The 26,020-nt window shown below is 42.9% G+C and carries 25 protein-coding genes, 1 other RNA gene and 2 other annotated features; of the genes, 6 read left to right on the top strand and 20 right to left on the bottom strand.

Annotated features, from left to right (window positions below; genetic code table 11):
- Nucleotides 1-68: 68 nt before the first annotated feature.
- The 5 genes from MHI60_RS14155 to MHI60_RS14135 form a co-directional block, all read right to left on the bottom strand.
- The gene (locus MHI60_RS14155) at nt 69-350 is read right to left on the bottom strand and encodes a DUF1292 domain-containing protein (protein ID WP_024423112.1); all 282 of its coding nucleotides are present in this window, start codon (nt 348-350) and stop codon (nt 69-71) included.
- A 15-nt stretch (nt 351-365) separates the two neighbouring features.
- Complete coding sequence (gene ruvX, locus MHI60_RS14150; RefSeq protein ID WP_024423113.1) at nt 366-782, bottom strand: Holliday junction resolvase RuvX; 417 nt, start codon at nt 780-782, stop codon at nt 366-368.
- Nucleotides 783-785: 3 nt separating this feature from the next.
- The gene (locus tag MHI60_RS14145) at nt 786-1,052 is read right to left on the bottom strand and encodes an IreB family regulatory phosphoprotein (protein WP_008358522.1); all 267 of its coding nucleotides are present in this window, start codon (nt 1,050-1,052) and stop codon (nt 786-788) included.
- Between the two features lie 89 nt (nt 1,053-1,141).
- Nucleotides 1,142-3,778: an alanine--tRNA ligase gene (alaS, locus tag MHI60_RS14140; RefSeq protein ID WP_144484754.1), complete on the bottom strand. Its 2,637-nt coding sequence runs from the start codon at nt 3,776-3,778 to the stop codon at nt 1,142-1,144.
- An 80-nt stretch (nt 3,779-3,858) separates the two neighbouring features.
- Nucleotides 3,859-4,066: a binding site (T-box leader), on the bottom strand.
- 44 nt (nt 4,067-4,110) lie between these two features.
- Nucleotides 4,111-5,175 carry an AI-2E family transporter gene (locus tag MHI60_RS14135; protein ID WP_111292113.1) on the bottom strand — a complete coding sequence of 355 codons (1,065 nt, stop codon included), beginning with the start codon at nt 5,173-5,175 and terminating at the stop codon, nt 4,111-4,113.
- 230 nt (nt 5,176-5,405) lie between these two features.
- On the opposite strand from MHI60_RS14135, the gene MHI60_RS14130 reads away from it, so the two are divergent.
- The 4 genes from MHI60_RS14130 to MHI60_RS14115 all read left to right on the top strand — a co-directional run bounded on the left by MHI60_RS14130 (nt 5,406) and on the right by MHI60_RS14115 (nt 8,354).
- A complete protein-coding gene (locus tag MHI60_RS14130; RefSeq protein WP_048238982.1) occupies nt 5,406-6,134 on the top strand; it encodes an amino acid ABC transporter ATP-binding protein in 729 nt (242 codons plus the stop codon).
- Between the two features lie 13 nt (nt 6,135-6,147).
- A complete protein-coding gene (locus tag MHI60_RS14125) occupies nt 6,148-6,957 on the top strand; it encodes a transporter substrate-binding domain-containing protein (RefSeq protein WP_144484756.1) in 810 nt (269 codons plus the stop codon).
- Nucleotides 6,958-7,034: 77 nt separating this feature from the next.
- Nucleotides 7,035-7,688, top strand: a complete 654-nt coding sequence (locus tag MHI60_RS14120) for an amino acid ABC transporter permease (protein WP_144471224.1) — start codon at nt 7,035-7,037, stop codon at nt 7,686-7,688.
- A 15-nt stretch (nt 7,689-7,703) separates the two neighbouring features.
- Nucleotides 7,704-8,354 (top strand): amino acid ABC transporter permease, encoded by a 651-nt coding sequence (locus MHI60_RS14115; protein ID WP_024427867.1) that lies wholly within the window; start codon nt 7,704-7,706, stop codon nt 8,352-8,354.
- Nucleotides 8,355-8,433: 79 nt separating this feature from the next.
- Here MHI60_RS14115 and MHI60_RS14110 read toward each other — a convergent pair whose 3' ends face one another.
- From MHI60_RS14110 to MHI60_RS14075, 8 genes are all read right to left on the bottom strand, one after another.
- Nucleotides 8,434-8,565 (bottom strand): YrzQ family protein, encoded by a 132-nt coding sequence (locus tag MHI60_RS14110; protein WP_003216198.1) that lies wholly within the window; start codon nt 8,563-8,565, stop codon nt 8,434-8,436.
- 20 nt (nt 8,566-8,585) lie between these two features.
- Nucleotides 8,586-8,777, bottom strand: a complete 192-nt coding sequence (locus MHI60_RS14105) for a hypothetical protein (protein WP_003216308.1) — start codon at nt 8,775-8,777, stop codon at nt 8,586-8,588.
- Nucleotides 8,778-8,790: 13 nt separating this feature from the next.
- Nucleotides 8,791-9,309 (bottom strand): PRC-barrel domain-containing protein, encoded by a 519-nt coding sequence (locus tag MHI60_RS14100; RefSeq protein ID WP_144484758.1) that lies wholly within the window; start codon nt 9,307-9,309, stop codon nt 8,791-8,793.
- A gap of 73 nt (nt 9,310-9,382) precedes the next feature.
- Nucleotides 9,383-11,767, bottom strand: coding sequence for an ATP-dependent RecD-like DNA helicase (locus tag MHI60_RS14095; RefSeq protein ID WP_144484760.1), 2,385 nt, complete (start codon nt 11,765-11,767; stop codon nt 9,383-9,385).
- Between the two features lie 19 nt (nt 11,768-11,786).
- The gene (locus MHI60_RS14090) at nt 11,787-12,440 is read right to left on the bottom strand and encodes a tetratricopeptide repeat protein (protein ID WP_144484762.1); all 654 of its coding nucleotides are present in this window, start codon (nt 12,438-12,440) and stop codon (nt 11,787-11,789) included.
- 60 nt (nt 12,441-12,500) lie between these two features.
- Nucleotides 12,501-13,619 (bottom strand): tRNA 2-thiouridine(34) synthase MnmA, encoded by a 1,119-nt coding sequence (gene mnmA, locus MHI60_RS14085; protein WP_144484764.1) that lies wholly within the window; start codon nt 13,617-13,619, stop codon nt 12,501-12,503.
- A gap of 94 nt (nt 13,620-13,713) precedes the next feature.
- Nucleotides 13,714-14,856, bottom strand: coding sequence for a cysteine desulfurase family protein (locus tag MHI60_RS14080; protein ID WP_144484766.1), 1,143 nt, complete (start codon nt 14,854-14,856; stop codon nt 13,714-13,716).
- 18 nt (nt 14,857-14,874) lie between these two features.
- Nucleotides 14,875-15,294: an Rrf2 family transcriptional regulator gene (locus tag MHI60_RS14075; protein WP_024423125.1), complete on the bottom strand. Its 420-nt coding sequence runs from the start codon at nt 15,292-15,294 to the stop codon at nt 14,875-14,877.
- Nucleotides 15,295-15,502: 208 nt separating this feature from the next.
- On the opposite strand from MHI60_RS14075, the gene MHI60_RS14070 reads away from it, so the two are divergent.
- Complete coding sequence (locus MHI60_RS14070) at nt 15,503-16,768, top strand: replication-associated recombination protein A (protein ID WP_144484768.1); 1,266 nt, start codon at nt 15,503-15,505, stop codon at nt 16,766-16,768.
- A 33-nt stretch (nt 16,769-16,801) separates the two neighbouring features.
- On the opposite strand, the gene MHI60_RS14065 is transcribed toward MHI60_RS14070, so the two are convergent.
- From MHI60_RS14065 to MHI60_RS14045, 5 genes are all read right to left on the bottom strand, one after another.
- A complete protein-coding gene (locus MHI60_RS14065; protein WP_024423127.1) occupies nt 16,802-17,566 on the bottom strand; it encodes a tRNA threonylcarbamoyladenosine dehydratase in 765 nt (254 codons plus the stop codon).
- 92 nt (nt 17,567-17,658) lie between these two features.
- A non-coding RNA gene (ssrS, locus tag MHI60_RS14060) (6S RNA) lies at nt 17,659-17,839 on the bottom strand.
- Nucleotides 17,840-17,916: 77 nt separating this feature from the next.
- Nucleotides 17,917-19,695, bottom strand: a complete 1,779-nt coding sequence (aspS, locus tag MHI60_RS14055) for an aspartate--tRNA ligase (RefSeq protein ID WP_144484770.1) — start codon at nt 19,693-19,695, stop codon at nt 17,917-17,919.
- 18 nt (nt 19,696-19,713) lie between these two features.
- On the bottom strand, nt 19,714-20,988 hold the full coding sequence (gene hisS / locus MHI60_RS14050; protein ID WP_144484772.1) for a histidine--tRNA ligase: 1,275 nt from the start codon (nt 20,986-20,988) through the stop codon (nt 19,714-19,716).
- A gap of 73 nt (nt 20,989-21,061) precedes the next feature.
- Nucleotides 21,062-21,300: a binding site (T-box leader), on the bottom strand.
- Nucleotides 21,301-21,358: 58 nt separating this feature from the next.
- Nucleotides 21,359-21,529: a YrzK family protein gene (locus MHI60_RS14045; protein ID WP_003216250.1), complete on the bottom strand. Its 171-nt coding sequence runs from the start codon at nt 21,527-21,529 to the stop codon at nt 21,359-21,361.
- Between the two features lie 137 nt (nt 21,530-21,666).
- Between MHI60_RS14045 and MHI60_RS14040 the strand changes: the two genes are divergently transcribed.
- A complete protein-coding gene (locus MHI60_RS14040; RefSeq protein ID WP_144484774.1) occupies nt 21,667-23,247 on the top strand; it encodes an SH3 domain-containing protein in 1,581 nt (526 codons plus the stop codon).
- A gap of 97 nt (nt 23,248-23,344) precedes the next feature.
- Here the strand turns inward: MHI60_RS14040 and dtd are convergent, their stop codons facing one another.
- Both dtd and MHI60_RS14030 read right to left on the bottom strand, forming a co-directional pair.
- Entirely contained in the window at nt 23,345-23,788 is a 444-nt protein-coding gene (dtd, locus tag MHI60_RS14035) for a D-aminoacyl-tRNA deacylase (protein ID WP_095409179.1), read from the bottom strand.
- A gap of 18 nt (nt 23,789-23,806) precedes the next feature.
- Nucleotides 23,807-26,017, bottom strand: a complete 2,211-nt coding sequence (locus MHI60_RS14030; protein ID WP_047203353.1) for a bifunctional (p)ppGpp synthetase/guanosine-3',5'-bis(diphosphate) 3'-pyrophosphohydrolase — start codon at nt 26,015-26,017, stop codon at nt 23,807-23,809.
- Nucleotides 26,018-26,020 lie beyond the last annotated feature (3 nt).

Below are 26,020 nucleotides of genomic sequence, written 5' to 3'. Positions count from 1 at the left end.
ATAATAGCCGTAAAAAAAGACCTGTGAAGAAAGATCATGAAGATCTGTTCACAGGCCTTTTATTCGTTCTATTCTTCGTCTTCTTGATCTAAGAACGTATTTAACGTTTCTTCAATCATGTCCCACTCTTCATCCGTTTCAATCGGCTCTAGCTCGCCATCTTCACCGTCTTCATTCGGTGTGAAGCTTGATGCATGAATTTCAATTTCCTCATTGTCTTGCTCAGAAATTGGGTAGTAAAGAACATATGATTTGTTAAAATGGTCGCTTTCAAAAGTAAATAGTACTTCGCAAAGCTGTTCATTTCCATTATCATCAACGATTGTAATTTGCTTTTCTCCGTGTTCCATTTGATTCACCTCATTTTAATTTAAGCTGTCTAAATATCCTTGCAGGATCATGACAGCCGCCATTTTATCAATGACTTTTTTACGCTTTTGTCTGCTCACATCTGCAGAGATGAGCATTTTTTCCGCTGCCATTGTTGACAGACGCTCGTCCCAAAGCACAACAGGAACATTGTACGTGTTTTCTAGCACTTTCGCAAATGATTGGCTGGCTTCGCCTCTTGGACCGACCGTACCGTTCATATTCTTTGGAAAGCCAAGTACAATTTTATCTGCTCCGTATTCCGCTATGATCTCAGACAGGCGGCTGAGACCAAAGTCTCCGCCTGCTTCATCAATTTTAATTGTTTCAATCCCTTGCGCTGTCCATCCCATTTCATCACTGATCGCAACACCAAGGGTTTTCGTGCCTAAATCCAAGCCTAAAATTCTCATGTTTTACGCCTCTTTATGTGTCTCTAAGTACGATTTAACCAATTCCTCAATTAATTCGTCTCGTTCTAGTTTACGAATTAGGTTGCGTGCATCCTGATGTCTTGGAATATAAGCAGGGTCGCCTGACAGCAAGTATCCGACAATTTGATTGATCGGGTTGTATCCTTTTTCTTGGAGTGCGTCATGAACTGTAATGAGCACTTCATTCACATTGGTTTCAGCTGAATCATCAGAGAAGTTAAACTTCATTGTCTTATCAAATGAACTCACTGCTTCTTGCACCTCTCTTCCAACATTCTACTAGCAAGCTTTTTTCTAACCGCTCATCTAATACCATTATTCTACACTACATCGCCTGATTATAAAACGGATTTGACAGATTCTTCGACAGTTGCCAGTGCTTCTTCAAGCTTTTCTGGTTGTTTTCCGCCTGCTTGAGCCATATCTGGACGTCCGCCTCCGCCTCCGCCGCAGATTTCAGCTGCCTGCTTCACAAGCTTTCCTGCATGCAGACCTTTTTCAATCACGTCTTTAGTCACTCCTGCTGAAATGTTTACTTTTCCGTTTTGAACGGCTCCCAGCACGATGACAGCTGATCCTAATTTAGCTTTCAAGTCATCAACCATTGTTCTTAAATGGTTCATGTCTTTAGCGTTTACTTTTTCAGTTAATACTTTCACTCCGCCAACTTCTGTCACTTTCTCTAAAATAGAGCCTGCTTCTGCTTGGCTTAATTTCGCAAGGAGAGATTCGTTTTCTCTTTGAACCTCTTTTAAATCTGCCTGTAATGAAGCAATCCGTTTTGGTACATCCTTCGTATTTGACTTCAGCTCACTTGCTGCCTGCTCTAAAATCGCCAGCTGGTCATTTAATTCTTCATAAGCACCTTTACCAGTCACAGCTTCAATACGACGTGTTCCAGCACCAATACCCGACTCAGACGCAATTTTAAACAAACCGATTTCCGCAGTGTTTTGCACGTGACAGCCGCCGCATAGCTCAATGCTGTAATCGCCCACTTGGACAACACGCACGATATCGCCATACTTCTCGCCAAAGAGCGCCATTGCACCCATTTCTTTTGCTTCAGCAATTGGTTTCAGATCAATAGCAACAGAGATACCTTCCCATATCTTTTCGTTCACGATTTTTTCAATTTGAGACAATTCTTCTTTCGTCACTTGTCCAAAATGAGAGAAATCAAAGCGAAGTCTGTTTTCATTCACCAATGACCCTGCTTGGTTTACGTGGCTGCCTAATACATCTTTCAGCGCCTGATGCAGAAGGTGTGTCGCTGTATGGTTTTTCACAATGCCTTTTCGAAGAGCTGATTCCACTTCAGCAGTGACCTCGAGACCTTTTTGAGCCGTACCGCTTACAACGACTCCTTCATGGACATGCTGACCGTTTGGCGCTTTTTTCACATCTTTGATCTCAATGATGGCTTCTGCACTTTTTAGTGTTCCTTTATCCGCTACTTGTCCGCCGCTTTCCGCATAGAAAGGTGTTTCATCTAACAAGATTTGCACCGTGTCTCCTTCATGTGCTTCCGAGACAATTTCACCATTTTGAAGCAATTCGATAATGCGAGTATCCGCAGTTAAATTTTCGTAGCCAACAAATGTGCTTTCCACTTTAATATCGCCTAATGCGCCGCCTTGAACCTGCATACTGCCGACATCTTGTCTCGCATTTCTTGCCCGTTCACGCTGCTTCTCCATTTCCGCTTGGAAGCCTTCTCGATCAACTGTCATGTTCTCATCTTCTGCATATTCTTCTGTCAGCTCGACAGGGAATCCATACGTGTCATACAGTTTAAATACATCCTCACCTGAAATCTGTGTGCTGCCTTTGTCTCTTTCTTTTTTAATTACTTCTGACAAAATGGCTAACCCTTCGTTCAGTGTTTCATGGAAACGTTCTTCTTCGTTTTTGATGACTTTCGCAATAAATTCTTCTTTTGCTTGTACATCTGGGTAGAAATCCTTCATGATCTCAGCAACAACTGGCACTAGATCATACATAAACGGACGGTGGATATGGATCGTTTTTGCATAACGCACAGCACGGCGCAGCAAACGTCTTAATACATATCCGCGGCCTTCATTGGAAGGAAGTGCTCCGTCACTTACAGCAAAGGCAACTGTCCGGATGTGGTCAGCAATGACTTTGAATGCTGTATCCTTTTCCTTTGTTTCGCCATAGCTTTCTCCAGAAATGGTCTCAACTGCACGAATAATTGGCATAAATAGGTCTGTATCGAAGTTCGTCGGCACATTTTGAATGACAGATACCATTCGTTCAAGACCCATCCCTGTATCAATGTTTTTCTTCGGAAGTGGTGTGTATGACCCATCTGGATTATGGTTGAATTCAGAGAACACAAGATTCCATACTTCTAGATAACGTTCGTTTTCCCCGCCAGGGTATAATTCTGGATCGTTCAAGTCGTGACCGTATGATTCGCCTCGGTCATAGAAAATTTCTGTATTCGGTCCGCTTGGGCCCTCGCCAATATCCCAGAAGTTTCCTTCAAGACGAATAATACGTTCTTCAGGCACACCAATTTTATCTCTCCAAAGGATATATGCTTCTTCGTCCTCTGGGTGGACTGTCACAGATAACAAATTCGGATCAAAGCCGATCCATTCGTCACTTGTGAGGAATTCCCACGCCCATTCAATGGCCTCTTCTTTAAAATAGTCACCAATAGAGAAGTTGCCAAGCATTTCAAAGAACGTGTGATGGCGTGCTGTCTTCCCTACATTTTCAATATCATTCGTACGAATCGATTTTTGCGCGTTGCAAATACGCGGATTGTCAGGTACGACGCGGCCATCAAAGTATTTTTTTAATGTTGCCACACCACTGTTGATCCATAAAAGTGTCGGATCATCATGCGGTACAAGTGACGCACTCGGTTCTACAGCATGTCCTTTTTCTTTAAAAAAGTCTAAAAACATTTGACGTACTTGAGCTGAAGTTAAAGTTTTCATTCAAAAATCCTCCCTTTTCATTCATCAATCTCCACACAAACACAAAAACATCCCGCCCTATGCAAGCACAAAACGACTTACACAGGGACGAGATGTTCTCGCGGTACCACCCTGATTATAGACAAATTCGTCTATCACCTTCACATCCGATAACGCCGGAAGAGAGCGGCAGTGTTTATCTGCACTCGGGACTAGCTTCCGTTAAAGGTCTGATAAGGCTTTTCTCAGCAAATAAAGCCTCTCTCTGCAACAGCTTTTTAACGTACTCGGGTCCGTCATTGAATTTCAATATGTATGAATCGAAATTATTATAGACAACTCGGCTCGTCTTGTCAATGAACGCTTCGCCTCATCAGGATATATTGCACAATGACCACCCTGATAATCGCAGCTGTTGGTACTGCTAAAATCATCCCAATCAAGCCAAACAGCTCCCCTCCTGCTAGCAAGACAAGCATAATCACAACAGGATGCATATGAAGACTTCGCCCTACAATGATTGGACTGAGGACATTACTCTCTAAAAATTGGAGCACTGCTACTGTAATCAGTACAATGATGACCGATTTCACCGAAATGGTAAACGCAATAAAGACGGCAGGAACTGCGCCAATAATCGGTCCAAAATACGGTATCACATTCGTTGCTCCTATCATCATACCAAGGACGAGCGGGTACGGGATATGAAAAAGCCAAAGCACAATCGCTGCTGCACCCCCGATTAAAGAACAGACAAGCAGCTGCCCTCGAATATAATCACCAAGCGATTCATCCACTGCTTTGACAAAAGCGTGCCCCCTCTTCCTAAATGATGGCGGCGTTAAATACCATGCCGCCCGCTTCATCATGTTCATGTCTTTTACCATATAAAAAACAAGAAAAGGAATGAGTGCTGCGACTAATGCGTAATCAAGTAAAACTTTACAGCTAAGAATCATCCGCTCAGCGCCGTTGGCTGCATATGTCTCCGATTGAACAATAAAGCGATCCAAGCGGTCGTGAAGTCCGTCAGGCCAGTGACTCGTATGACGATGAATATGTGATAATGCGCCATTATACGTTTCAGCAAGGACAGGAATCTGTTCTGACAGCTCATTTAACTGCGCGATCATAACAGGCGCTCCTTTATAAACCGCAAACCCAATCCCGCCAAAAAACAGGACATAGATCAATAGGAGGCTGACTGTTCTTGGCAGTCCTCTTGCATGCAGTCTTTCAACAATAGGATAAAGCAGATAAGAAATAAAAATGGCAATGAGAAGCGGAATCAGAACCGCCTTCAGCAATAAAAAAATAGGCATCCATAACTCGTCAAGCTGCAGTAAAATGAGCAAGGATGCAAGGACAAGCAGAACCCCTGCAGCATATATCAGAAATTGGATCGGACGTTTCTTCACCTTTTTCACCTCTCTTCTTATTGTTTAACCATCTTCTGCAATTATCCACGTAAATAAAATTTGTCCTAACTTTGTTAAAAATGAATACACATGAAACATACAGCTCCATCCAAAGTCACTGTTTGCTGTAAAATCTCGTCAGAAAATATTCCATCATTTACTTCTTTTTACACAAGTTGTGCTAGAATCCACTTTAGCTTTAGCCAATGATACACAAGAGGAGGTTCTTCATGATCACATTCGAAGAAGTCAACAAGCATTATGGCCAGTTCCATGTACTTAAGGACATTAACCTACATATTCAAAAAGGGGAGGTTGTTGTGATCATCGGTCCTTCAGGATCTGGAAAAAGCACGATGCTCAGATGTATCAATCGTCTTGAAAGCATTGATGAGGGAAAAGTTCTCGTCAACCAAGTGTCTGTTCAGCATCCGAAGACCAACATCAATCTTGTCAGGCAAAATATCGGCATGGTCTTTCAGCATTTTCACCTTTATCCGCATAAGACGGTACTTGAAAACATTATGCTTGCGCCGATGAAGGTCAAAAAAGTGAGCAAGGAAGAAGCAAAGGAAACAGCTGAATTTTATTTAAATAAAGTCGGCATTCCTGAAAAAGCAGACACCTATCCTTCAAGACTCTCTGGCGGACAGCAGCAGCGCGTTGCCATTGCAAGAGGGCTTGCGATGAAGCCAGAGGTCATGCTTTTCGACGAACCGACATCTGCACTTGATCCAGAGATGATCGGCGAGGTATTAGATGTGATGAAGCAGCTGGCCCGTGAAGGCATGACCATGGTTGTCGTCACGCATGAGATGGGCTTTGCCCGCGAAGTGGCCGACCGCATTGTTTTTATTGATGAAGGCAGAATTCTTGAAGAATCAACACCGGCTGCATTTTATGAAAAACCGCAAGAGAAACGTGCCCAATTATTTTTAAGCCGTATTTTAAATCACTAGGGGGAATGGTTTAATGAAAAAAATGAAACGCTTTGGCCTGCTGCTCTTTATGACTTGCTGCATCGCCGCTTTGACTGCTTGTGGATCTACTGAAAAAGGCTCAACTGATGCAAAACAAGGAAGCTCATTAGAAGCCATTAAGAAAGACAAAAAAATCATTTTCGGTGTAAAAAATGACACACGTTTATTCGGTCTAAAAAATCCGAGCAGCGGCGATATTGAAGGATTTGATATTGACATTGCAAAAGCCATCGCAAAGGAAATACTCGGCGATAAAGGAAAAGCAGAATTCAAAGAAGTCACATCTAAAACGAGAATTCCTTTGCTTCAAAAAGGAGATATTCATGCAATTGTTGCGACCATGACAATTACAGAAGAGCGTAAAAAAGAAGTCAATTTCTCAGATGTATACTTTGAAGCAGGACAATCACTGCTTGTGAAAAAAGGAAGCGACATTCAATCCATTGATGATCTTAAAAAAGGAACAAAGGTGCTGGCCGTGAAAGGCTCTACTTCTTCTCAAAATATCCGTGAGAAAGCACCTGAAGCATCCGTATTAGAATTTGAGAACTATCAGGAGGCTTTTACAGCCTTAAAATCAAATCAAGGGCAAGTGCTGACAACTGATAATGCGATCTTATTTGGTATGGCAGATGAGGATTCAAATTATGAAGTGGTCGGCGGCACCTTTACAGATGAGCCTTATGGTATTGCTGTGAAAAAAGGGGATCAAGAATTAACAGATGCGATCAATAAAGCATTAAAAACGTTAAAAGACAATGGAGAGTATGACAAGATTTTTAAAAAATGGATCAAAGAATAACGTTTGATTCGTCAAGATCGATGCCTCAGGTGAGCCGCTTATTGGCTCCCCTGTTGATCAGGAAGGAAGTGAACTGATTGCTGCGGTTTTCCATTCTCACTGAAAACTTTCATCTTTATTTAGAAGGCTTTAAATATACCATTGGTGCAAGTGTGATTGCTCTGATTGGAAGCTTTTTGATCGGTACACTCATTGCCGTTATGAGAATTGCGCCACTCAAGCCGCTCAACTGGTTAGGGACGGCTTACGTGGAATTTATTCGGAATATTCCGTTATTATTGATCACCTTTGTTTTCTTCTTTGGTTTACCTGTGCTGGGTATTGTAGCAGATGGCTTTACTGCTGGTACGATTGCTCTTGCCATTTATACCTCTGCCTTTATTGCTGAAGCCATTCGTGCAGGGATACAAGCTGTGCCGCTTGGACAAATGGAAGCAGCACGCGCTTCAGGCCTGTCATATGGCGGGACGATGCGGTATATCATTTTGCCGCAGGCGATTAAAATCGTCATTCCTCCTCTTGGGAATCAATTTATAAACCTTGTTAAAAACTCCTCGATTTTAGGTGTCATTGCAGGGTTTGATCTCATGTATCAAGGAGACCTTATTGCATCTAGAACATTTGTGACGTTTGATGTCTACATCTTTGTTGCGATGTTCTATTTGCTATTAACCATTCCGCTTAGTCTAGGTGTTGGTTATTTAGAAAGAAGATTAGCAAGAAGCCACTAGAAAGGAGGAAACATCATGGATTTTATAGGTGCCTACCAGCCTGATCATCTCGCCTTTTTACTTGAAGGATTTGCTGTCACCTTAAAAGTGGCTTTTATCTCCATCATTTTGAGCTTTATCATTGGATTAGTCGTTGGCACATTACGGTTCGCTCAAATACCGGTTTTATCGAAGGTGCTTGCGGTAGTTGTAGAGACCATTCGAAACCTGCCGCTTTTGCTGATCATCTTTTTCACGTATTTTGCATTGCCTGAGATCGGCATCAAGCTGAGTATCACAGCCTCTGCTATTGCGGCTTTAACCGTGTTTGAATCCGCGATGCTGTCAGAAATTATTCGGAGCGGCCTTAAATCAATTGATAAGGGTCAGATCGAAGCAGCCAGGTCTTCTGGTTTAACCTATATTCAAACATTAAAAATGATTATTATGCCGCAGGCACTGCGCCGAATGGTACCGCCAATTGTCAGTCAATTCATATCCCTTTTAAAAGATACGTCGCTTGCCGTAGTCATTGCGCTTCCAGAATTATTACATCACGCACAAATATTAAATGGTCAGAGCCAATCCTATTTACTGCCTATTTTCCTATTGGCGGCTATGATGTATTTTGTCGTCAATTTCAGCTTATCCATTCTTGCAAGACGATTAGAATACAGGCAGGCATAAAAAAGGACATCCGCTCATAGCGGATGCCTCAGTGAAAAAAACAAAGGGCTAAAATGAAAATCATTTTAGCCCATTTTGTTTACATCATTCTCATAACACGTTTTCTTAGCTTTTTCATATCCCGCTTTGATGGCATATCATATCGGCTTGCAAAGTGATATGCGAGTGCACCTGCACCAAGCGTTAATAGTGAAGAAGTCATTTTGCCCATTCGAAATTCCCCCTTAACACTTATAGTTGAATTGAACGTTCATCGTCACTAAACAGATCATCTAAGCTGCTTAGTGTCCCGTCTTCCTCCACTTGGTGTGTAGATATTTTGCCTTTTGACAGTGTCAATTCAATAAAACAGCCCCAGCAATAATATTGATTGACCCCAATTTTTCCGATGTCTTTACATTTGCAATTTGGGCAAATGAGCATAATCAGCACCTCTTTACGTTCGGTTTAGAACCAGTGCTTCCTTTTGAACGTTCATCAAGGTTCCGGCAGCCTGCAGCTGTTTCCGAATCCCTGATAGCTCTGTAAAGAAGCCGTCCGAGAGTTCATATGCTACGATTGTGCCCGAATTTGAGCAAAAGTATACATCTTCCAAAATGCCTAAATTTTCACCATCAGGCGACTGCATCATTTTCTTTTTTAATTTCGAAAATAACAAGGATGGAGCAGAGGAATCCATGCCTATTCCCTCCTGGCAGCTCACATATAAACCTTTTTCCGTCAGCTGATCAAAAGCAGAGAATGGAATGAAGGCACTGTCTTTCTTTTTCCCCTCTAACACATATCCTCCGCAGCTGCCTCCGGCTAAAAAGCAAATATCTTTTATGGAACCAAGTGATTGGGACAGCTCATCTGTATAGATCGTCATTCCTTCAAGTTCTCGGCATGTTCTCAAAATGTGCTCAACCACCTTTTGCGGAACAGTCTTATCGTGTGCGTTTGCTTCATGACTCATACGAAGAAATGGCTTCCATGAACGGAATGGGTGAAACTCTTTTCACGCTAAAAGGCTTCCATATGGAAGCCTTCTACTCATGCATAAAATCAAACGGAGTGATTCCCTCCATGCCAATATTTGCGTCATTTACGCTAAACGGAAGCTCTTTTTGGAGCGCTTCAAGTTCAGCATCCATGATTTGTTCGGTTTGCACGAGCCGCATCGTTAAGGACGTTTGTCTGAGGGAATCCTCATTGTTTTTCACGCCCCACTCCAGCGCTGATTCCTCGCCGCACAAAATTAAAAACTTTTTACTTCGTGTAATGGCTGTGTACAGCAGATTTCGCCGGAGCATTCGGTAATAGCTTCTCACGACTGGCAGCACAACAATTGGGAATTCACTGCCTTGTGATTTGTGAATGGAGCAGCAATAAGCGTGTGTAAATTGATGAAAATCCTTTTTTGTAAAGGTGATTTCATTTCCATCAAAGGAGATCACGGCCATGTCTTCTTTTTCTGTATTTTCTTTTGCATAAAAAATCGAGACAATTTCGCCGATATCGCCGTTAAAAATGTTGTTCTCCGGCTGATTCACAAGCTGAAGCACCTTATCACCTGTCCGGTACACCACATCACCAAACGGGATTTCTCTGCCTTTTGGTTTTTTAGGATTCAAAATGTGCTGCAGCATTTTGTTGAGCTCATTGATGCCTGCTTTTCCTTTATACATCGGTGCCAGCACTTGAATGTCCTTTGCTGAAAACCCTTTTTGAGCAGCATTGCTGACGACTTTCTCAATGACTTCTTTCATTTGATCAGCTGAACACTGAATGAAGGACCGATCCTTTGAGCGTGCAGTAATATCTTTTGGCAGCACACCATTTTTCATATCATGTGCAAGTTCAACAATGGTTGAGCCGTCTGCCTGCCGGTAAATATCTGTCAAGGTAACAGCCGGCACGGCTTTTGAGGCAAGCAAATCCCGTAAAACTTGGCCTGGTCCGACAGATGGCAGCTGATGTTCATCCCCTACCATAATCACTTGGATATGATCAGGAATCGCTTTAAACAAATGATTCGCCAGCCAAATATCCAGCATACTTGATTCATCAATGATGACAAGCTTTCCTTCAATCGGCTGTTCCTCATCATGCGAGAAGCCCTCCGAACCGTTCCAGCCTAGCAGCCGGTGAATGGTGACAGCTGGAAGCCCTGTTGATTCTGTCATCCGTTTAGCCGCCCGTCCAGTTGGTGCCGCAAGTACAAATGGGAACGATTCATCTTTTTTATAATCACTCGGATCAAGAGATACACCGTGAAGATCACTGTAAAGCTCGACAATCCCTTTAATGACTGTTGTCTTCCCTGTTCCAGGCCCACCTGTTAAAAGCAGCATCGGGGACATGAGTGCCTTTTGAATCGCTTCCTTTTGTGTCGGTGCATACTGAACGCCTAACCGCTCCTCCAGCTCCCCAAGTGCAAGCAGAAATTCTGATTCAGGAAATTGATCTGCATATTCTGTTTGGGAGACGATTTTTTGAATGCGTTTGGCGACACTTTGCTCCGCATAAAATAAAGATGGATGATAGCAGCGCTCATCTTCAATGATCATTTCTTTTCCTTCGCCAAGTGCAATAATCTGATTGGCGACATCCATTTCAGTCACTTTGTAATCATTGCCTGTTTGGTTGAGCAGTTTGCGGGTTTCGACGATCAAATCTTTTGTTTGTATGTACGTATGACCGTCCTGAAGACTAGCTGTCTCCACTGTATATAGCAAGGCGGCACGAATCCTCTCTGGGTCATTTCCTGAGATGCCTGTTCTAGCGCCAAGCTCGTCCGCCTTAATAAATCCGATCCCCTCGACATCCTTAACGAGCTGATAGGGATTTTCCTCGATTTTCTGCAGCGTTTCACTTTCATACACTTGGTAAATCTTCATACTGAGCTGTGGACCAAAGCCATATTGATTCAGGCTGATCATAATTTGTTCCAGCCCTTGATGCTCCTGAAGCGCTGCGGCCAGCTTATCCGCCTTCTTTTTTGATAAGCGCGGAACATCATACAAAACAGCTGGGTCACGCATAATTTTATGGAGCGTCTGACTGCCAAGCTGCCCCACGATTTCTTCAGCCGTCTTTTTCCCTATCCCCTCAAATAAATCACTTGAGAGATAATGAATGATTCCTTGCTTCGTTGTCGGCACTTCCTTTTGAAAATGAGTGGCCTGAAACTGTTCACCAAATTTCGGGTGGCTTGTGACTTTGCCATAGAAGGTGTAGGTTTCCTCCTCATGAAGTGCTGGGAAGTAGCCTGTGACAGATGCTGTTTTTTCCTCTAAGTTTTCCGATGTTTCAATGACTTTCACCTTTAACACCGAGTATAAATTACTTTCATTATGGAAAATAACGGCTTGAATGGTCCCCTTTAAAAACGGTTCGTCCTCAAGCTTCATTTGATCTGGATGTTCCTGCACAGGTCTTCCCTCCTTCCATTTATTCTGCCTCTTGAATCAGCTTTTGCGCATGTAGTGCCAGCATATGGTCAGGCTGCACGTCAATGGCTTTACCCAGCATCTCAAGTGCTTCGTCTTTTTTCTCTAAGTACGCATACGCAACCCCTAAATTATAAAAGGCATCTGCATGCTGAGGATCACGCGTGATGACTTCGGTAAAAGTTGTCACCGCTTCTTCCAGCATGTGTTCATTGGCTAAGCACATACCAAATTGAAATCTTGCTTCGTTATCTTCTTCGTTTAGTTCAACGGCACGCTGAAGATACGGCATCGCAAGCTTAGGCTGCTCTAATTTGATAAGCGTCTGCCCGAGCATATAAAACAAATCACTATTTTCCATGCCCGCTTTTAGTGCTTGTTCAAAGTAGTCTTTCGCTTTCATAAAGTCTTCTTTTAATGTATACACATTTCCTGCCCCGTAATAGGCTGCGGCTGCAGTGTGATCAAGTTCAATTGCCTTTTGAAAGAAGTTTAAAGCACGTTCAAATTCATTGATACTTGAAAGTAAGTTCGCAAAGTTAATATATGGAACCGGATTCTTCGGGCTTTCTTCGATCGCTTTTGTAAAAGCTTCAGCTGCTTTTTCGATATTCCCTTGATTCAAGGCTTCTATGCCGATTTCGTTATGATTCATTCGCTCTCTCATCCTTTCATTAAAAAACCTCAACAGCGACGTTGAGGTTTTGAAAACATGTTACACATACGACAGCTTTTGACCACCCTTGAAGACATCATCAATTGTACCGCCGCCAAGACATTCCTCGCCATCATAAAAAACAACCGCTTGTCCCGGAGTAACAGCACGAACAGGTTCATCAAAGATAACCATTGCTTCTTGCTCACCTGTCATTTTGACCTTCACATGGTGATCTTCTTGACGGTATCTGAATTTTGCTGTGCAAGTTAATTCACCGTTTTCCCCGACAATATGAGGACGAGTCCAGCTGATATTAACGGCTGAAATACTTTCAGAGTATAAAAGTGGATTGTGGAAGCCTTGTTCAACAAACAAGATGTTTTTCTCCAAGTCTTTCCCAACAACAAACCAAGGATCACCGCTGCCGCCAATGCCAAGTCCTTGGCGCTGACCGATCGTGTAATACATCAGTCCATCGTGCTCCCCTTTTACTTCTCCGTCCATTGTCTGCATCACACCAGGCTGTGCAGGCAAATATTGACTAAGGAACGTTTTAAAGTTTCTTTCCCCAATAAAGCAGATACCAGTTGAATCTTTTTTCGCTGCTGTTGCGAGCTCTGCTTCTTTTGCCAATTCACGAACCCTTTTTTTCTCTAGATCACCGATTGGGAACATGACTTTATCAAGTTGTTCCTGAGTCAGCTGATTTAAGAAATACGTTTGGTCTTTGTTTGCATCAAGACCTCGCAGCATTTTGACTTCATCGCCTGTTCTATCAACACGGGCATAGTGGCCTGTTGCCAAATAATCTGCACCAAGTGACAGTGCATGTTCAAGGAATGCCTTGAACTTAATTTCTTTGTTACACATGACATCTGGGTTTGGCGTTCTGCCTGCTTTATATTCATCAAGGAAATATTGAAACACTTTGTCCCAATATTGCTTCTCGAAATTCACTGCATAATAAGGGATTCCAATTTGGTTACATACGCGGATGACATCCTCATAGTCTTCCGTTGCTGTGCAAACACCATTTTCATCAGTGTCATCCCAGTTTTTCATAAATATGCCGATGACATCATAGCCTTGCTCCTTTAGCATAAGAGCGGCAACTGATGAATCGACTCCTCCGGACATACCGACCACAACTCGTGTATCTTCTGGTCTTTTTGTCATCTTCATCAACTCCAATTTCAATGAAACAACATGCGCGTTTCGTTCTTTAGGTGCTTCGCTGTTTCATTTTTCACACACGAACAAAAGGAAGCATTTATTTGGCTAGGCGTTTGACAACAGCCGCTATCTTACGTGCCGCCTGCTTCACATGATCCTCTTCATTCCCAAGACCGAAGCTTATTCTGACTGAGGACGTCAGCTCTTTTGCTTCTTCGCCATACATGGCGCTTAACACGTGCGAAGGAAGGACAGATCCAGCCGTACATGCCGATCCGCTTGAAACAGCAATCCCTTCCATATCTAAATTCACAAGCAGCGATTCAATAGAGACACCTGGGAAATGAACATTTAAAATGTGCGGCAATGTCTCTTTCGGATGTCCATTGATAGAGAAATTAAGTGATTCCTCTTCGAATACTTGCAGCATAGTTTCTTTGAGCTTACCATAATGCATCGCTTTTTCTCTTCTATTTTGCTTCGTTAATTGAACAGCTTCTGCAAGCCCAACAATTCCTGCCACATTTTCAGTGCCAGCACGGCGCTTTCTTTCTTGTTCGCCACCGAATATTTGCGGAGAAAGTTTCACGCCTTCGTTTACATATAAAAAGCCAGTTCCCATCGGACCATTCAGCTTATGGCCAGAAGCAGATAAAAGATCAATATGAAGGTCTGCTGAATCGATTGGCATTGTTCCAAACGCCTGCACGGCGTCTGTATGAAAATGAGCAGTGTGATCACGTAGAAGTTCGCCAATGGCTTTGATTGGCTGAATCACACCTGTTTCATTATTGCCGTACATGATGGTTACAAGAATCGTATCATCTCTCAATGCTTGTTTTAATTGCTCGAGATGAATCAATCCAGTTTCATCCACATCTAAATATGTCACTTCAAATCCTAGCTTCTCTAGGCGTTCACATGTATGCAGCACCGCATGATGCTCTGTTTTTACTGTGATGATATGTTTTCCTTCATGCTGTCTTGCCATGGCAACACCTGTGATTGCCAGGTTGTCCGCCTCGGTTCCACCGCTTGTGAGGATGATCTCCTGCGGTTTACAGTGTAATTCTCCTGCAATGACTTCTCTTGCTTCATCGAGCCACTTTCTTGCCTCGCGCCCATATGAATGAATACTAGAGGGATTGCCAAATATCTCTGTAAAGTACGGCATCATCTTGTCCACAATACGCTGATCCATCGGCGTTGTGGCCGCATGATCTAAATAGATTCGTTCCATTTCCGGTACACCTCTGATCTAAATATAGAACATATACGAGTCTTGATCCCCGTCATCTGTGTAGCTTGCCAAGTCTTCAAGAGTTGTATTGTCTAGTACGTCTTTTACTGCATCACGAATACGAATCCATAGTTCACGCTTTGCTGGTTCTTCGTTTTCGATGACTTCAACAGGACTAATTGGTCCTTCTAATACACGAATAATATCACCTGCTGTGATCTCGTTTGGTTCATGTGCAAGAACATAGCCGCCATACGCACCGCGGATACTTTTTACAAGACGGGCATTGCGGAGTGGTGATACAAGCTGCTCTAAATAATGCTCAGACAAATCATTGTTTTGAGCGATTGATTTTAATGATGTAGGGCCTTCGCCATGTTTTTTGGCTAATTCGATCATGATCGTCAGACCATATCTGCCTTTAGTTGATATTTTCAAGTTAAACACCTCTGCGTTTTCTATTCTATGTCATCAATTATTTTTCTGATTTCATATACGCTGATATATAGACCAAAAGCAATTATATCATACTTTCAGCCAACTTTCATTTACGGGTACTGAGCATAATAGGAGGACGCATCCCTTTTCTATTTGAAGAAATTTCGGTACTCTATACAAACAAGACATTGCTATAGGAGAGATAATTATGAAACCTTTAGCGTACCGGATGCGCCCGAGTCATATTGAAGACATTATTGGGCAGGAGCATCTTGTTGGAGAAGGTCAAATTATTAGACGAATGGTCGAGGCAAAACATTTATCCTCGATGATTTTATACGGACCGCCGGGTATCGGTAAAACTTCGATTGCAACCGCAATTGCTGGCAGTACAAGCATTGCTTTTCGTACGTTGAATGCGGTCATTCATAACAAAAAAGATATGGAAGCTGTCGCCGCTGAAGCAAAAATGAGCGGCCAGGTGATCCTTATTTTAGACGAAGTCCACCGGCTTGATAAAGGAAAGCAGGATTTTCTTCTTCCTTATTTAGAAAATGGCATGATCATTTTAATTGGCGCAACGACGGCGAATCCCTATCATGCGATCAATCCTGCCATCCGAAGCCGGACACAAATATTCGAGCTGAAGCCGCTTGAAACAGAGCAAATCAAAGCTGCGTTAACAAGGGCCTTGCAGGATGAGCATCGCGGGCTTGGCGGTTATGAGGTGACAGTTGACGATGAAGCGATGAATCATTTTGCCAATGGATGCGGAGGAGACGTGCGTTCTGCTTTAAATGCACTAGAACTCGCTGTCTTATCGACAAAAGCTGATGAGTCTGGGCATATCAAAATCACTCTTGCCGCAGCAGAAGAATGTTTACAAAAAAAGAGTTTCTCACATGACAAGAATGGTGATGCTCATTATGATGTCCTCTCGGCTTTTCAAAAATCCATTAGAGGGTCTGATACAGATGCGGCGCTGCATTACCTTGCCAGACTAATCGAAGCTGGAGACCTTGAAAGCATTTCAAGAAGATTACTCGTGATGGCTTACGAGGACATTGGCTTAGCCAGTCCGCAGGCAGGCCCCCGCGTGTTAAGCGCCGTACAAACAGCAGAAAGAGTCGGCTTCCCAGAAGCACGAATTCCACTGGCGAACGCAGTGATTGAGCTGTGTCTTTCTCCTAAGTCCAATTCGGCATATAAGGCGATTGATGCCGCACTTGGTGACATTCGGACAGGGAAAATCGGTGAAGTTCCAGTTCATTTAAAGGATGCTCACTACAAAGGCGCCACAGCACTCGGAAGAGGCGTCGATTACTTGTACCCACATGATTACGAAAACGGCTGGGTGAAGCAGCAATATTTACCTGATCCGCTGAAAAACAAGCAATACTATGTACCGAAGCAAACCGGGAAATTTGAAGGTGCATTGAAACAGGTCTATGAGAATTTAAAACGCCAAAAATAAAAAAAGCCCCCTGCATATTCGCAGGCGGGCTGTTTATTTATCCTTCACACGTGTAATCGGAATATCTTTTAAAAGCTTCATAATGACATGGCCACCCATGATCAGTCCGGCAACAGACGGAACGAATGCATTGGATGATGGCGGCATTTGCGCCTTGCGAATCTTCGCTTCATCATTTCCAACTTCTTTTCTGACATCTTCACGAATGACAATCGGACTTTCGTCAGAGAAAATGACTTCAATTCCTTTACGAATCCCTTCCTTACGCAGACGTGTTCTCACAACTTTTGCAATAGGATCGGTATGTGTTTTTGAAATATCATCAATTTTGAAGCGTGTCGGATCTGTTTTGTTCGCAGCTCCCATACTTGAAATGATATTCACACCTCGTTTCAGACACTCTTTCATTAAATGAATTTTATAGTGAATGGTATCTGAGGCGTCAATGACATAATCAAGCGGATACTCAAAAAATTGCTCGTATGTTTCCTCTGTATAAAACATCTTCAGCGCAACAACTTCACATTCTGGATTAATATCAGCGATTCTCGCCTGCATTAAGTCAACCTTTGGCTGGCCAACTGTCGATAGCAATGCTGGAAGCTGACGGTTCACATTTGTAATATCAATATCATCTTTATCAACAAGTACAATACGGCCAACGCCTGAACGAGCGAGTGCCTCTACTGCGAATGAACCAACGCCGCCCACACCAAGCACTGCAACTGTACTGTTTTTTAGTATATTTAAGCCTTCCTTGCCAATGGCAAGCTCGTTTCTTGAAAACTGATGTAACAAGTGCCTCACTCCACCTTTATTTAAAATGAATCGAAAGAATCATATCACATTCAGACTTCTCCGTCATCCTTCTCTAAAAGAAAAAAACACAAAAAAGTCCCGATGACGCCGCCAGCATTTCCTTCGTTTTGAACCCCGCACCATGCAGGTGGGTGCTTTCTTCCTGACTTTATAAGTCCTCTAAAGAGGCATTTATGCAGAAAGGAAAGGCAAGCTCCCGTATAAAAAAATGTTCGGTCAAAACTAGGTAACCACCGTACGTATCAGGACTTTATTTATTGATTGATGAAAGCATATCATAGGCATGTTGCTTTTTCAAGCGTTTACATCCCTATAAACATGCGCCTATTTTACTGTTTTACTTTTGCTTTAATCGCTAAACTCAGCTCATCAAGCTGCGCCTCGCTCACATGGCCAGGGGCATCTGTAAGAACGCAGCTCGCACTTGCCGTTTTCGGGAATGCAATCGTATCTCTTAAGTTAGAGCGGCCTGCAAGCAGCATCACTAAACGGTCAAGCCCAAGCGCGATTCCGCCATGCGGAGGAACACCATGCTCAAAAGCATCCAGCAGGAAGCCAAATTGTTCGTAAGCCTCTTCTTTTGAAAAACCAAGTAAGCCAAACATCTTTTCTTGAATGTCCTTTTCGAAAATACGAATAGAACCTCCGCCAAGCTCGTAGCCATTCAGCACAAGATCGTAAGCCTGTGCCTTCATGTCTTCTGGGCTTGTTTCAATTAATTCAAGATCATCGCGAACTGGCATTGTGAATGGATGGTGAGCAGCATAGAAGCGGCCTTCTTCTTCATCCTTTTCAAGCAGAGGCCAATCGACAACCCATAAGAAATTGAATACAGACTCATCGATCAATTCAAGCTCTTTACCAAGTTTTAAGCGAAGTGCACCTAGCGCATCATGGACAACAGACGTCTTATCTGCAACAAAGAGTAAAAGGTCGCCTTCTTCAACTTGAAGCTGTTCTTTTAATTCAGCTTGCTTTGCTTCATCAAAGAATTTAGCGATCGGACCTTTTAATTCAGTCCCTTCTGCTTTTAGCCAAGCTAGACCTTTTGCACCGTAGTTCGCTGCAAATGCACCAAGGGCATCAATGTCTTTTCTTGAGTAGTTCGCTGCAGCCCCTTTTACATTGATGGCTTTCACAGCTCCACCATTTTTCACAGCTCCGCTGAACACTTTGAAATCTGAGTCTTTTACCGTGTCTGAAATGTTCACTAGCTTCATCTCAAAGCGTGTATCCGGCTTATCAGATCCATAAGAATTCATTGCTTCATCGTATGTCATACGAGGTAATGGCAATGCAAGGTCTACACCTTTGACATCTTTCATCACCTTCGCCATCATCTCTTCAGCAAGCGTCATGATGTCCTCTTGACTCATAAAGGACATTTCAATATCGACTTGTGTAAATTCCGGCTGACGGTCAGCACGCAAGTCTTCATCTCTAAAACAGCGGGCAATTTGATAATAACGGTCCATCCCAGAAACCATCAGCAATTGTTTAAATAATTGCGGAGACTGAGGCAGTGCATAAAATTCTCCCTCGTGTACACGGCTTGGAACAAGATAGTCACGCGCACCTTCTGGGGTACTTTTCGTTAAAATTGGTGTTTCAATGTCTAAAAAGCCGTTGTCGTCTAAGAAATGGCGGAATGCTTTTGTGACTTCATGTCGCATTTTCATTGTTTCAAACATTGCAGGGCGGCGAAGATCCAGGTAACGATATTTTAAACGCACATCTTCTGATACCTCATCTGCTTGGTCTGAAATCACAAATGGAGGAGTCTTTGCTTCATTTAAAACGGTGACCGTTTCGACTTGAATTTCAATTTTGCCCGTTTTTAAATTTGGGTTGATCGTTGCTTCTTCTCTTGCGACAACCGTTCCTTTAATATCAAGAACGTATTCATTACGAATTGATTCTGCTGTCTCAAGCGCCTCTTTTGATAAGTCTGGATTGAAGACAACTTGTACAATCCCTGTACGGTCGCGCAAATCAATAAAGATTAATCCGCCTAGGTCACGCCTTTTTTGAACCCATCCTTTTAATACAACTGACTGACCGATTTGGTCTTCTGTTACTTCTCCACAATAAAAAGTTCTACCAAACACAAACATTCCACTCCTTCTTTACGCTTTCTGGTGAGCCTTCAACATTTGAATCAGCTCATCAAGCTTCACTTCAATTTGTTCACCCGTTGTCGTATCTTTCACATTCACAATTTGCTGTGCAAGCTCATCTTCACCAAGAACTGCAATAAATTTGGCTTTTAATCGATCAGCCGCTTTAAATTGTCCTTTTAGTTTCTTCCCTGTGTAGTCCATTTCACTTGAGATACCTTCTTTTCTCAGACGGTTTAATAATGTAACAGAATAATCCTTCGCTTCATCTCCGAGAGCAGCAATGTATAGATCAATACCATCTTGCAGAGGAAGCTCAATTCCTTCAGCATCGATCGCAGATAAGAAACGCTCAATACTCATCGCAAATCCGATCCCTGGTGATTCAGGACCGCCAATTCCTTCGACGAGCCCATCATAACGGCCGCCGCCGGCTAATGTTGTAATCGCACCAAAGCCTTCTGCATTACTCATGATCTCAAAGGCTGTATGATTGTAGTAATCAAGACCGCGTACTAAATTTGGATCAACGACATACTCAATGCCTATATCCGATAAGTATTGTTTGACCTTTTCAAAATACGTCCGCGATTCTTCATTTAAGAAATCTTGAATGGATGGAGCTGTTGCCATCAGTTCGTGATCACGATCCTTTTTACAATCAAGAATACGCAGCGGATTTTGATGTAAACGCGTTTGACAGTCATGACAGAATTCATCAATTCTTGGCTCAAAGTGTTCGACCAGTGCTTTGCGGTAGTCTGCACGGCTCTCTTTGTCACCAAGACTGTTAATGACGAGTTTTAAGTTAGAAAGACCTGCTTTCTCATACACACTCATCGCAAGCGAAATGACCTCTGCATCAATAGCAGGATCCTTGGAACCAATCGCTTCTATCCCAAATTGATAAAACTGACGATATCTTCCTGTTTGCGGACGTTCATAGCGGAACATTGGTCCAATGTAGTACAGCTTTGTTGGCTGAGCCGGCTGTGCAAACAATTTATTTTCAACATAAGAGCGTACAGTTGAAGCTGTTCCCTCTGGACGAAGTGTGATGCTGCGTCCTTTTTTATCTTCAAATGTGTACATCTCTTTTTGAACGATATCAGTTGATTCGCCTACTCCCCGTGCAAACAGCTCTGTATGCTCAAAAATCGGTGTGCGGATTTCTTTGTATTGAAAGGCTGCACATGTATCTCTCGCAATTTGTTCAACATACTGCCAGCGTTCTGACTCTCCAGGTAAAATATCCTGTGTGCCTCTTGGAATATTAAAACTCATTTTTCGTCCTCCTACGACCATCATTCATTTTTTATGTGGACATATAAAAAACCCCCGCCTCTACTATGTGTATAGTAGGGACGAGAGTTATACCCGTGGTGCCACCCTAGTTGGAACATAATCCAGCATGTTCCCGCTCAAATCCTTAACGCAGATTCACGTTCTCCGCCTATTGACTCATTTTTAGAGCGTTCAGCAGGAAACCTACAGAGTGTTCTTTCGTGATAAATGCCATGCGGATTCGCTTTCAGCCTAAGGCGATTCCTCTCTGCTCACGCAATTTACCCTACTATTCTCTATCATCAGTTCCACATTTTAAATTTTCAAGTGTGTTGATTTATATTATAATAAGGTCGGTGCTGCCACTCTGTCAACCCTTGCCGTGCCTCTTTTTCTTTTCCAGCTCTTCTTTTGACGTACATCCGTATTCAGATGCGGTTTCTTCAAGGAAGCCTGGCTGATCCATTTCGTCGTGCTGCCAGCGGTCAATATCACGATGTCCATTATATTGCACTCGTCCTAATTTTCTGCTTAATCTCATGTTTGTACATCCTTTTATCACATTTTTATTTAGTATAAACAGATTGATTCATTTTTATTAGGGAAACTGCAAGGAATTCATCCACTACATAACGAATTAACATTCATCGGTTTTACAAGGGAGGGGAAAACACCGTTTTGAATCTGAAAAAACACAATCAAATGATGATGATGCTTACTTGTTTTGTTCTCATCGCCAGTTCTTTGCCTATGACGCATGCCACAGCACAAACAGATCAAGCTGTGGTCGCAACTGATGAAATCAATGTGAGAACGGGCCCTGGTTTAAGCTATGGAATCGCAGCTGTTGTGAAACGCGGCGAAAGTTATCCCATCCTCACTGAACAAGGAGAATGGGTGCAGATCCAATTATCAAACGGACAAAAAGGCTGGGTTGTCTCATGGCTGATCACCACATCATCCAGCGCTCAAAAATCCGCGAAGCCAAAGACGCAAGGTCAAAGCACAGCTGGAGGCAGTACAATTACATCGACAGCTTCCGACCTTCGGATCCGGACAGGCCCTGGGACTTCCTATCAAGTGATTGGTACTTTCCCGCAAGGCGCTTCCGCTAAAAAGCTCGAGACAAGCGGCGAATGGACGAAAATTTCGTATAAACAAGCAGAAGGCTGGGTTCACTCTGATTATGTTTCAGGGGGGCAGAAAACATCTCAATCAAGCTCCGGCGAGTCCTCTCGCTCTAACCAGACAGGCACAGTTGGCGTATCGAGCTTGAATGTGAGGCAATCGGCCGCACCAAATGCACAAGTCGTCGCTTCACTTGCCCGCAACACACAGATCACCATTTTGCGAGAGCAGAATGGCTGGTATGAAATTGAGGGGAAAGGCGTAAAAGGCTGGGTTGCAAGCTATTACATTGTCACAGGCAAAGGAGCAGGCTCTGCACCTGAAAAGAGTTCATCCTCTTCGGCTTCTGAGCAAAAAGCGTACATTGTCTATGACGGCACCAACATTCGAAAAAGCGCTTCTACCTCTGCTGGAATTGCAGAAAGAGCAACCAAAGGAGCTGCCTATCAAATTGTTCGGACGCAAGGTGACTGGTTCGAGGTGACACTATCAAATGGCGGGACTGGCTATGTGGCGAGCTGGGTCGTTCAAACGAAGAAAAATAGCAGCGAAGCGCCAAGACCTCAGCAGGATTCATCGTCTGGAACTGGTTCTTTAAAAGGAAAAACGATTGTTCTTGATCCTGGTCATGGCGGAAAAGACAGCGGCACAATTGGCGCAGACGGTGCTTTTGAAAAGAACATCACCATCAAAACAGCCAATTTACTGGCAGGCAAATTAAGGGCTTCTGGTGCAAATGTTTATTTAACTAGAAGTGATGATACCTTTATCAGCCTTCAATCAAGGGTGGCAACATCTCATTACCGAAATGCAGATGCATTTATTAGTCTTCATTATGATAGTTTTATGGACCAAAGTGTTAGAGGAAGTACAGCGTATTATTATCAAGCAGCAAAAGATCAGCAATTAGCGTCAAGCGTTCATTCCGAAGTCGCAAAACGCTCGCAAATCCCTGATAAGGGTGTCAAATTCGGAGATTACTTTGTTTTAAGAGAAAACAAACGCCCTTCCCTTTTATATGAACTCGGGTACTTAAGCAATCCTCAGGAGGAAGCGATCATTTATAGCGCCTCTTACCAAGAACGAGTCACAGAAGGAATGACCGAGGGATTAAAACAATATTTCCGTTAAAAAGAAAGAGGCCACTGCGCCTCTTTTTTGTTTATCCGCAAAAGAAAAAGACTCTAAACAAACTCCCGCATGAGTTCATCTACAGTCTAAAGAGAATCTATTCTTTGCTGTCCATCAAGATCGTGACTGGTCCTGAATTGGTCAATGACACGTCCATCATCGCGCCAAAACGGCCAGTTTCTACATGAATGCCTTTATCTCTAAGGGTTTTATTGAAACATTCATAAAGCGAGTTGGCTGCATCCGGCTTGGCGGCTTTCATAAAATTCGGCCGTCTGCCCTTTCTCGTATCACCATATAGGGTAAATTGTGATACAGACAGAACGCTTCCTTTTATGTCCAATAATGAACGATTCATTTTCCCATTTTCATCTTCAAAAATACGTAAATGTGCAAGCTTCTCAGCTAAGTAAAGCACATCTTCTTCTGTATCTTCGTGTGTGACACCAACAAGCACCATATATCCTTCGCTTATGGCACCTGTGATCTCTTCTTCTACCTTCACAGATGCATTTGTCACACGCTGCACTACAAGCCTCATAGACGATATACTTCCTTTCTAATTCATGAATCGGCGAACAGAGTAAATGTCTTTGATTTGTTTAATGCGTTCGACTACTTTGTGCAAATGGTTAATATTTTGGATAAAGATCGCCATATGGATCGTCGCCACTTTGTTACGATCAGACTTCCCAGAAACAGAGGAGATGTTCGTTTTGGTTTCGTTGACTGCTTGAAGCACCTCATTGAGTAAGCCGCGTCGATCATATCCTAATATTTCAATTTCCACATTGTATTCTTTACGGTTTTTAGCAGGCTGCTCATGCTCCCACTCAACCGGAATTAACCGCTCCTGTGCTTCTCCTGTCTTGACGTTCGGACAGTCCTCGCGGTGAACAGATACACCTCGGCCCTTCGTAATAAAACCGACAATGCTATCACCAGGAACAGGATTACAGCACTTAGATAAGCGGACAAGCAGGTTATCAATTCCTTTGACCCTTACGCCAGCTTCCCGTTTTTTCCCGTGATACGTCTTTGGTTCCACCGTTACTTCTTGAACAGTTTTCTCTTGCTCTTCTTGATCTCTTTGTTTTCTTTCTTTTTCCGTTAAACGATTGGCGACCTGTAGTGCAGTAATGCCGTTATATCCAACAGCTGCATACATGTCCTCTTCGTTTGAAAAATTAAATTTGTCAGCCACTTTTTGCAGGTTTTCAGCTGTCAGAATGTCTTTGACGTCAAACTCAAGGTTTTTAATTTCTTTTTCCACAAGCTCTCGGCCTTTTTCGACATTTTCTTCACGGCGCTGTTTTTTGAAAAACTGTCTGATCTTGTGCTTCGCTTGGGAGGTTTGGGCAAGTTTGACCCAATCCTGACTTGGCCCGTAGCTATGCTTTGATGTCAGAATTTCAATAATGTCACCTGTTTTTAGTTTGTGATCGAGTGTGACCATTTTGCCATTGACCTTGGCACCGATCGTTTTATTCCCAATTTCCGAGTGAATCCGGTAAGAGAAATCAATCGGAACTGAGCCCGACGGCAGTTCAATGACGTCTCCTTTTGGTGTAAACACAAACACCATATCAGAGAAAAGATCAATCTTTAACGACTCCATAAATTCTTCTGCATCTGTGGACTCATTTTGGAACTCAAGAATTTCTCTAAACCAAGAGAGCTTCTTCTGGAAGACCGCTTCTTCCGTTGATTCTGCTGACTCTTTGCCTTCTTTATATGCCCAGTGTGCCGCAATTCCGTATTCTGCAATTTCATGCATTTCCACTGTACGGATCTGAACTTCAAGCGGATCGCCTTTTGGCCCAATCACCGTTGTATGAAGAGACTGGTACATGTTCGGCTTTGGCATCGCAATATAATCCTTAAACCTGCCTGGCATCGGCTTCCAGCACGTATGGATAATCCCGAGCACAGCATAACAATCTTTAATGCTGTCTACCAAAATACGAACGGCAAGCAGATCATAAATTTCATTAAACTGCTTATTTTGCAAGACCATTTTGCGATAAATGCTGTAAATATGTTTTGGTCTGCCGGAAAATTCAGCCTTGATGTTCACCTCAGACACGCGGTCTTTCACTTCATTGACGACCTCGTCCAAGTATTCCTCACGTTCCGCTCGTTTGCGCTTCATCAGATTCACAATCCGGTAATATTGCTGCGGATTTAAATAGCGGAGTGCTGTATCTTCAAGTTCCCACTTAATCTTTGAAATCCCTAATCTGTGTGCAAGCGGTGCAAAGATTTCAAGTGTTTCATTTGAAATTCTCCGCTGCTTTTCCTGCGGAAGATGTTTGAGCGTTCTCATATTATGAAGGCGGTCTGCCAGCTTAATCAAGATCACTCGGATATCCTGCGCCATTGCAACAAACATTTTTCGATGGTTTTCGGCCTGCTGTTCTTCTTGTGATTTATATTTAATCTTCCCGAGCTTTGTGACACCATCAACAAGCATTGCAACTTCCTCGTTAAAATGCTCTTTTAAATCCTGTAATGTCACATCTGTATCCTCAACTACATCGTGCAGGAAACCGCCTGCAATGGTTGATGGGTCCATTTCAAGATCAACAAGAATGCCCGCCACTTGAATTGGATGGATAATATAGGGCTCACCAGATTTCCGGTATTGCTCCTTGTGTGCATTTTCAGCATATTCATATGCTCGCTCTATAAATTGAATATGTTCAGCGGACAGGTATTCTCTTGCCTTGTCAATGACCTGCTGCGCCGTTAAAACTTGTTCGTTCGCCATGGA

The organism is Bacillus sp. FSL K6-3200, assembly GCF_038630485.1.
Classification (GTDB): domain Bacteria; phylum Bacillota; class Bacilli; order Bacillales; family Bacillaceae; genus Bacillus; species Bacillus safensis.
Note: the sequence above shows the minus strand (reverse complement) of the source record. Positions and strands in the feature narration are given on the sequence as shown.

Excerpts from the sequence above, each read along its gene's own strand:
- MHI60_RS14100 (WP_144484758.1), bottom strand. The coding sequence starts at position 9,309 with ATGAGTCATGAAGCAAACGCACACGATAAGACTGTTCCGCAAAAGGTG.
- MHI60_RS14080 (WP_144484766.1), bottom strand. The coding sequence starts at position 14,856 with ATGGAACGAATCTATTTAGATCATGCGGCCACAACGCCGATGGATCAG.
- ruvX (WP_024423113.1), bottom strand. The coding sequence starts at position 782 with ATGAGAATTTTAGGCTTGGATTTAGGCACGAAAACCCTTGGTGTTGCG.
- MHI60_RS14070 (WP_144484768.1), top strand. The coding sequence starts at position 15,503 with ATGAAACCTTTAGCGTACCGGATGCGCCCGAGTCATATTGAAGACATT.
- alaS (WP_144484754.1), bottom strand. The coding sequence starts at position 3,778 with ATGAAAACTTTAACTTCAGCTCAAGTACGTCAAATGTTTTTAGACTTT.
- MHI60_RS14155 (WP_024423112.1), bottom strand. The coding sequence starts at position 350 with ATGGAACACGGAGAAAAGCAAATTACAATCGTTGATGATAATGGAAAT.
- mnmA (WP_144484764.1), bottom strand. The coding sequence starts at position 13,619 with ATGACAAAAAGACCAGAAGATACACGAGTTGTGGTCGGTATGTCCGGA.
- MHI60_RS14045 (WP_003216250.1), bottom strand. The coding sequence starts at position 21,529 with ATGAGATTAAGCAGAAAATTAGGACGAGTGCAATATAATGGACATCGT.
- MHI60_RS14105 (WP_003216308.1), bottom strand. The coding sequence starts at position 8,777 with ATGCTCATTTGCCCAAATTGCAAATGTAAAGACATCGGAAAAATTGGG.
- MHI60_RS14115 (WP_024427867.1), top strand. The coding sequence starts at position 7,704 with ATGGATTTTATAGGTGCCTACCAGCCTGATCATCTCGCCTTTTTACTT.
- MHI60_RS14110 (WP_003216198.1), bottom strand. The coding sequence starts at position 8,565 with ATGGGCAAAATGACTTCTTCACTATTAACGCTTGGTGCAGGTGCACTC.
- MHI60_RS14130 (WP_048238982.1), top strand. The coding sequence starts at position 5,406 with ATGATCACATTCGAAGAAGTCAACAAGCATTATGGCCAGTTCCATGTA.
- dtd (WP_095409179.1), bottom strand. The coding sequence starts at position 23,788 with ATGAGGCTTGTAGTGCAGCGTGTGACAAATGCATCTGTGAAGGTAGAA.
- MHI60_RS14030 (WP_047203353.1), bottom strand. The coding sequence starts at position 26,017 with ATGGCGAACGAACAAGTTTTAACGGCGCAGCAGGTCATTGACAAGGCA.
- hisS (WP_144484772.1), bottom strand. The coding sequence starts at position 20,988 with ATGAGTTTTAATATTCCAAGAGGCACACAGGATATTTTACCTGGAGAG.
- MHI60_RS14125 (WP_144484756.1), top strand. The coding sequence starts at position 6,148 with ATGAAAAAAATGAAACGCTTTGGCCTGCTGCTCTTTATGACTTGCTGC.
- MHI60_RS14090 (WP_144484762.1), bottom strand. The coding sequence starts at position 12,440 with ATGAATCATAACGAAATCGGCATAGAAGCCTTGAATCAAGGGAATATC.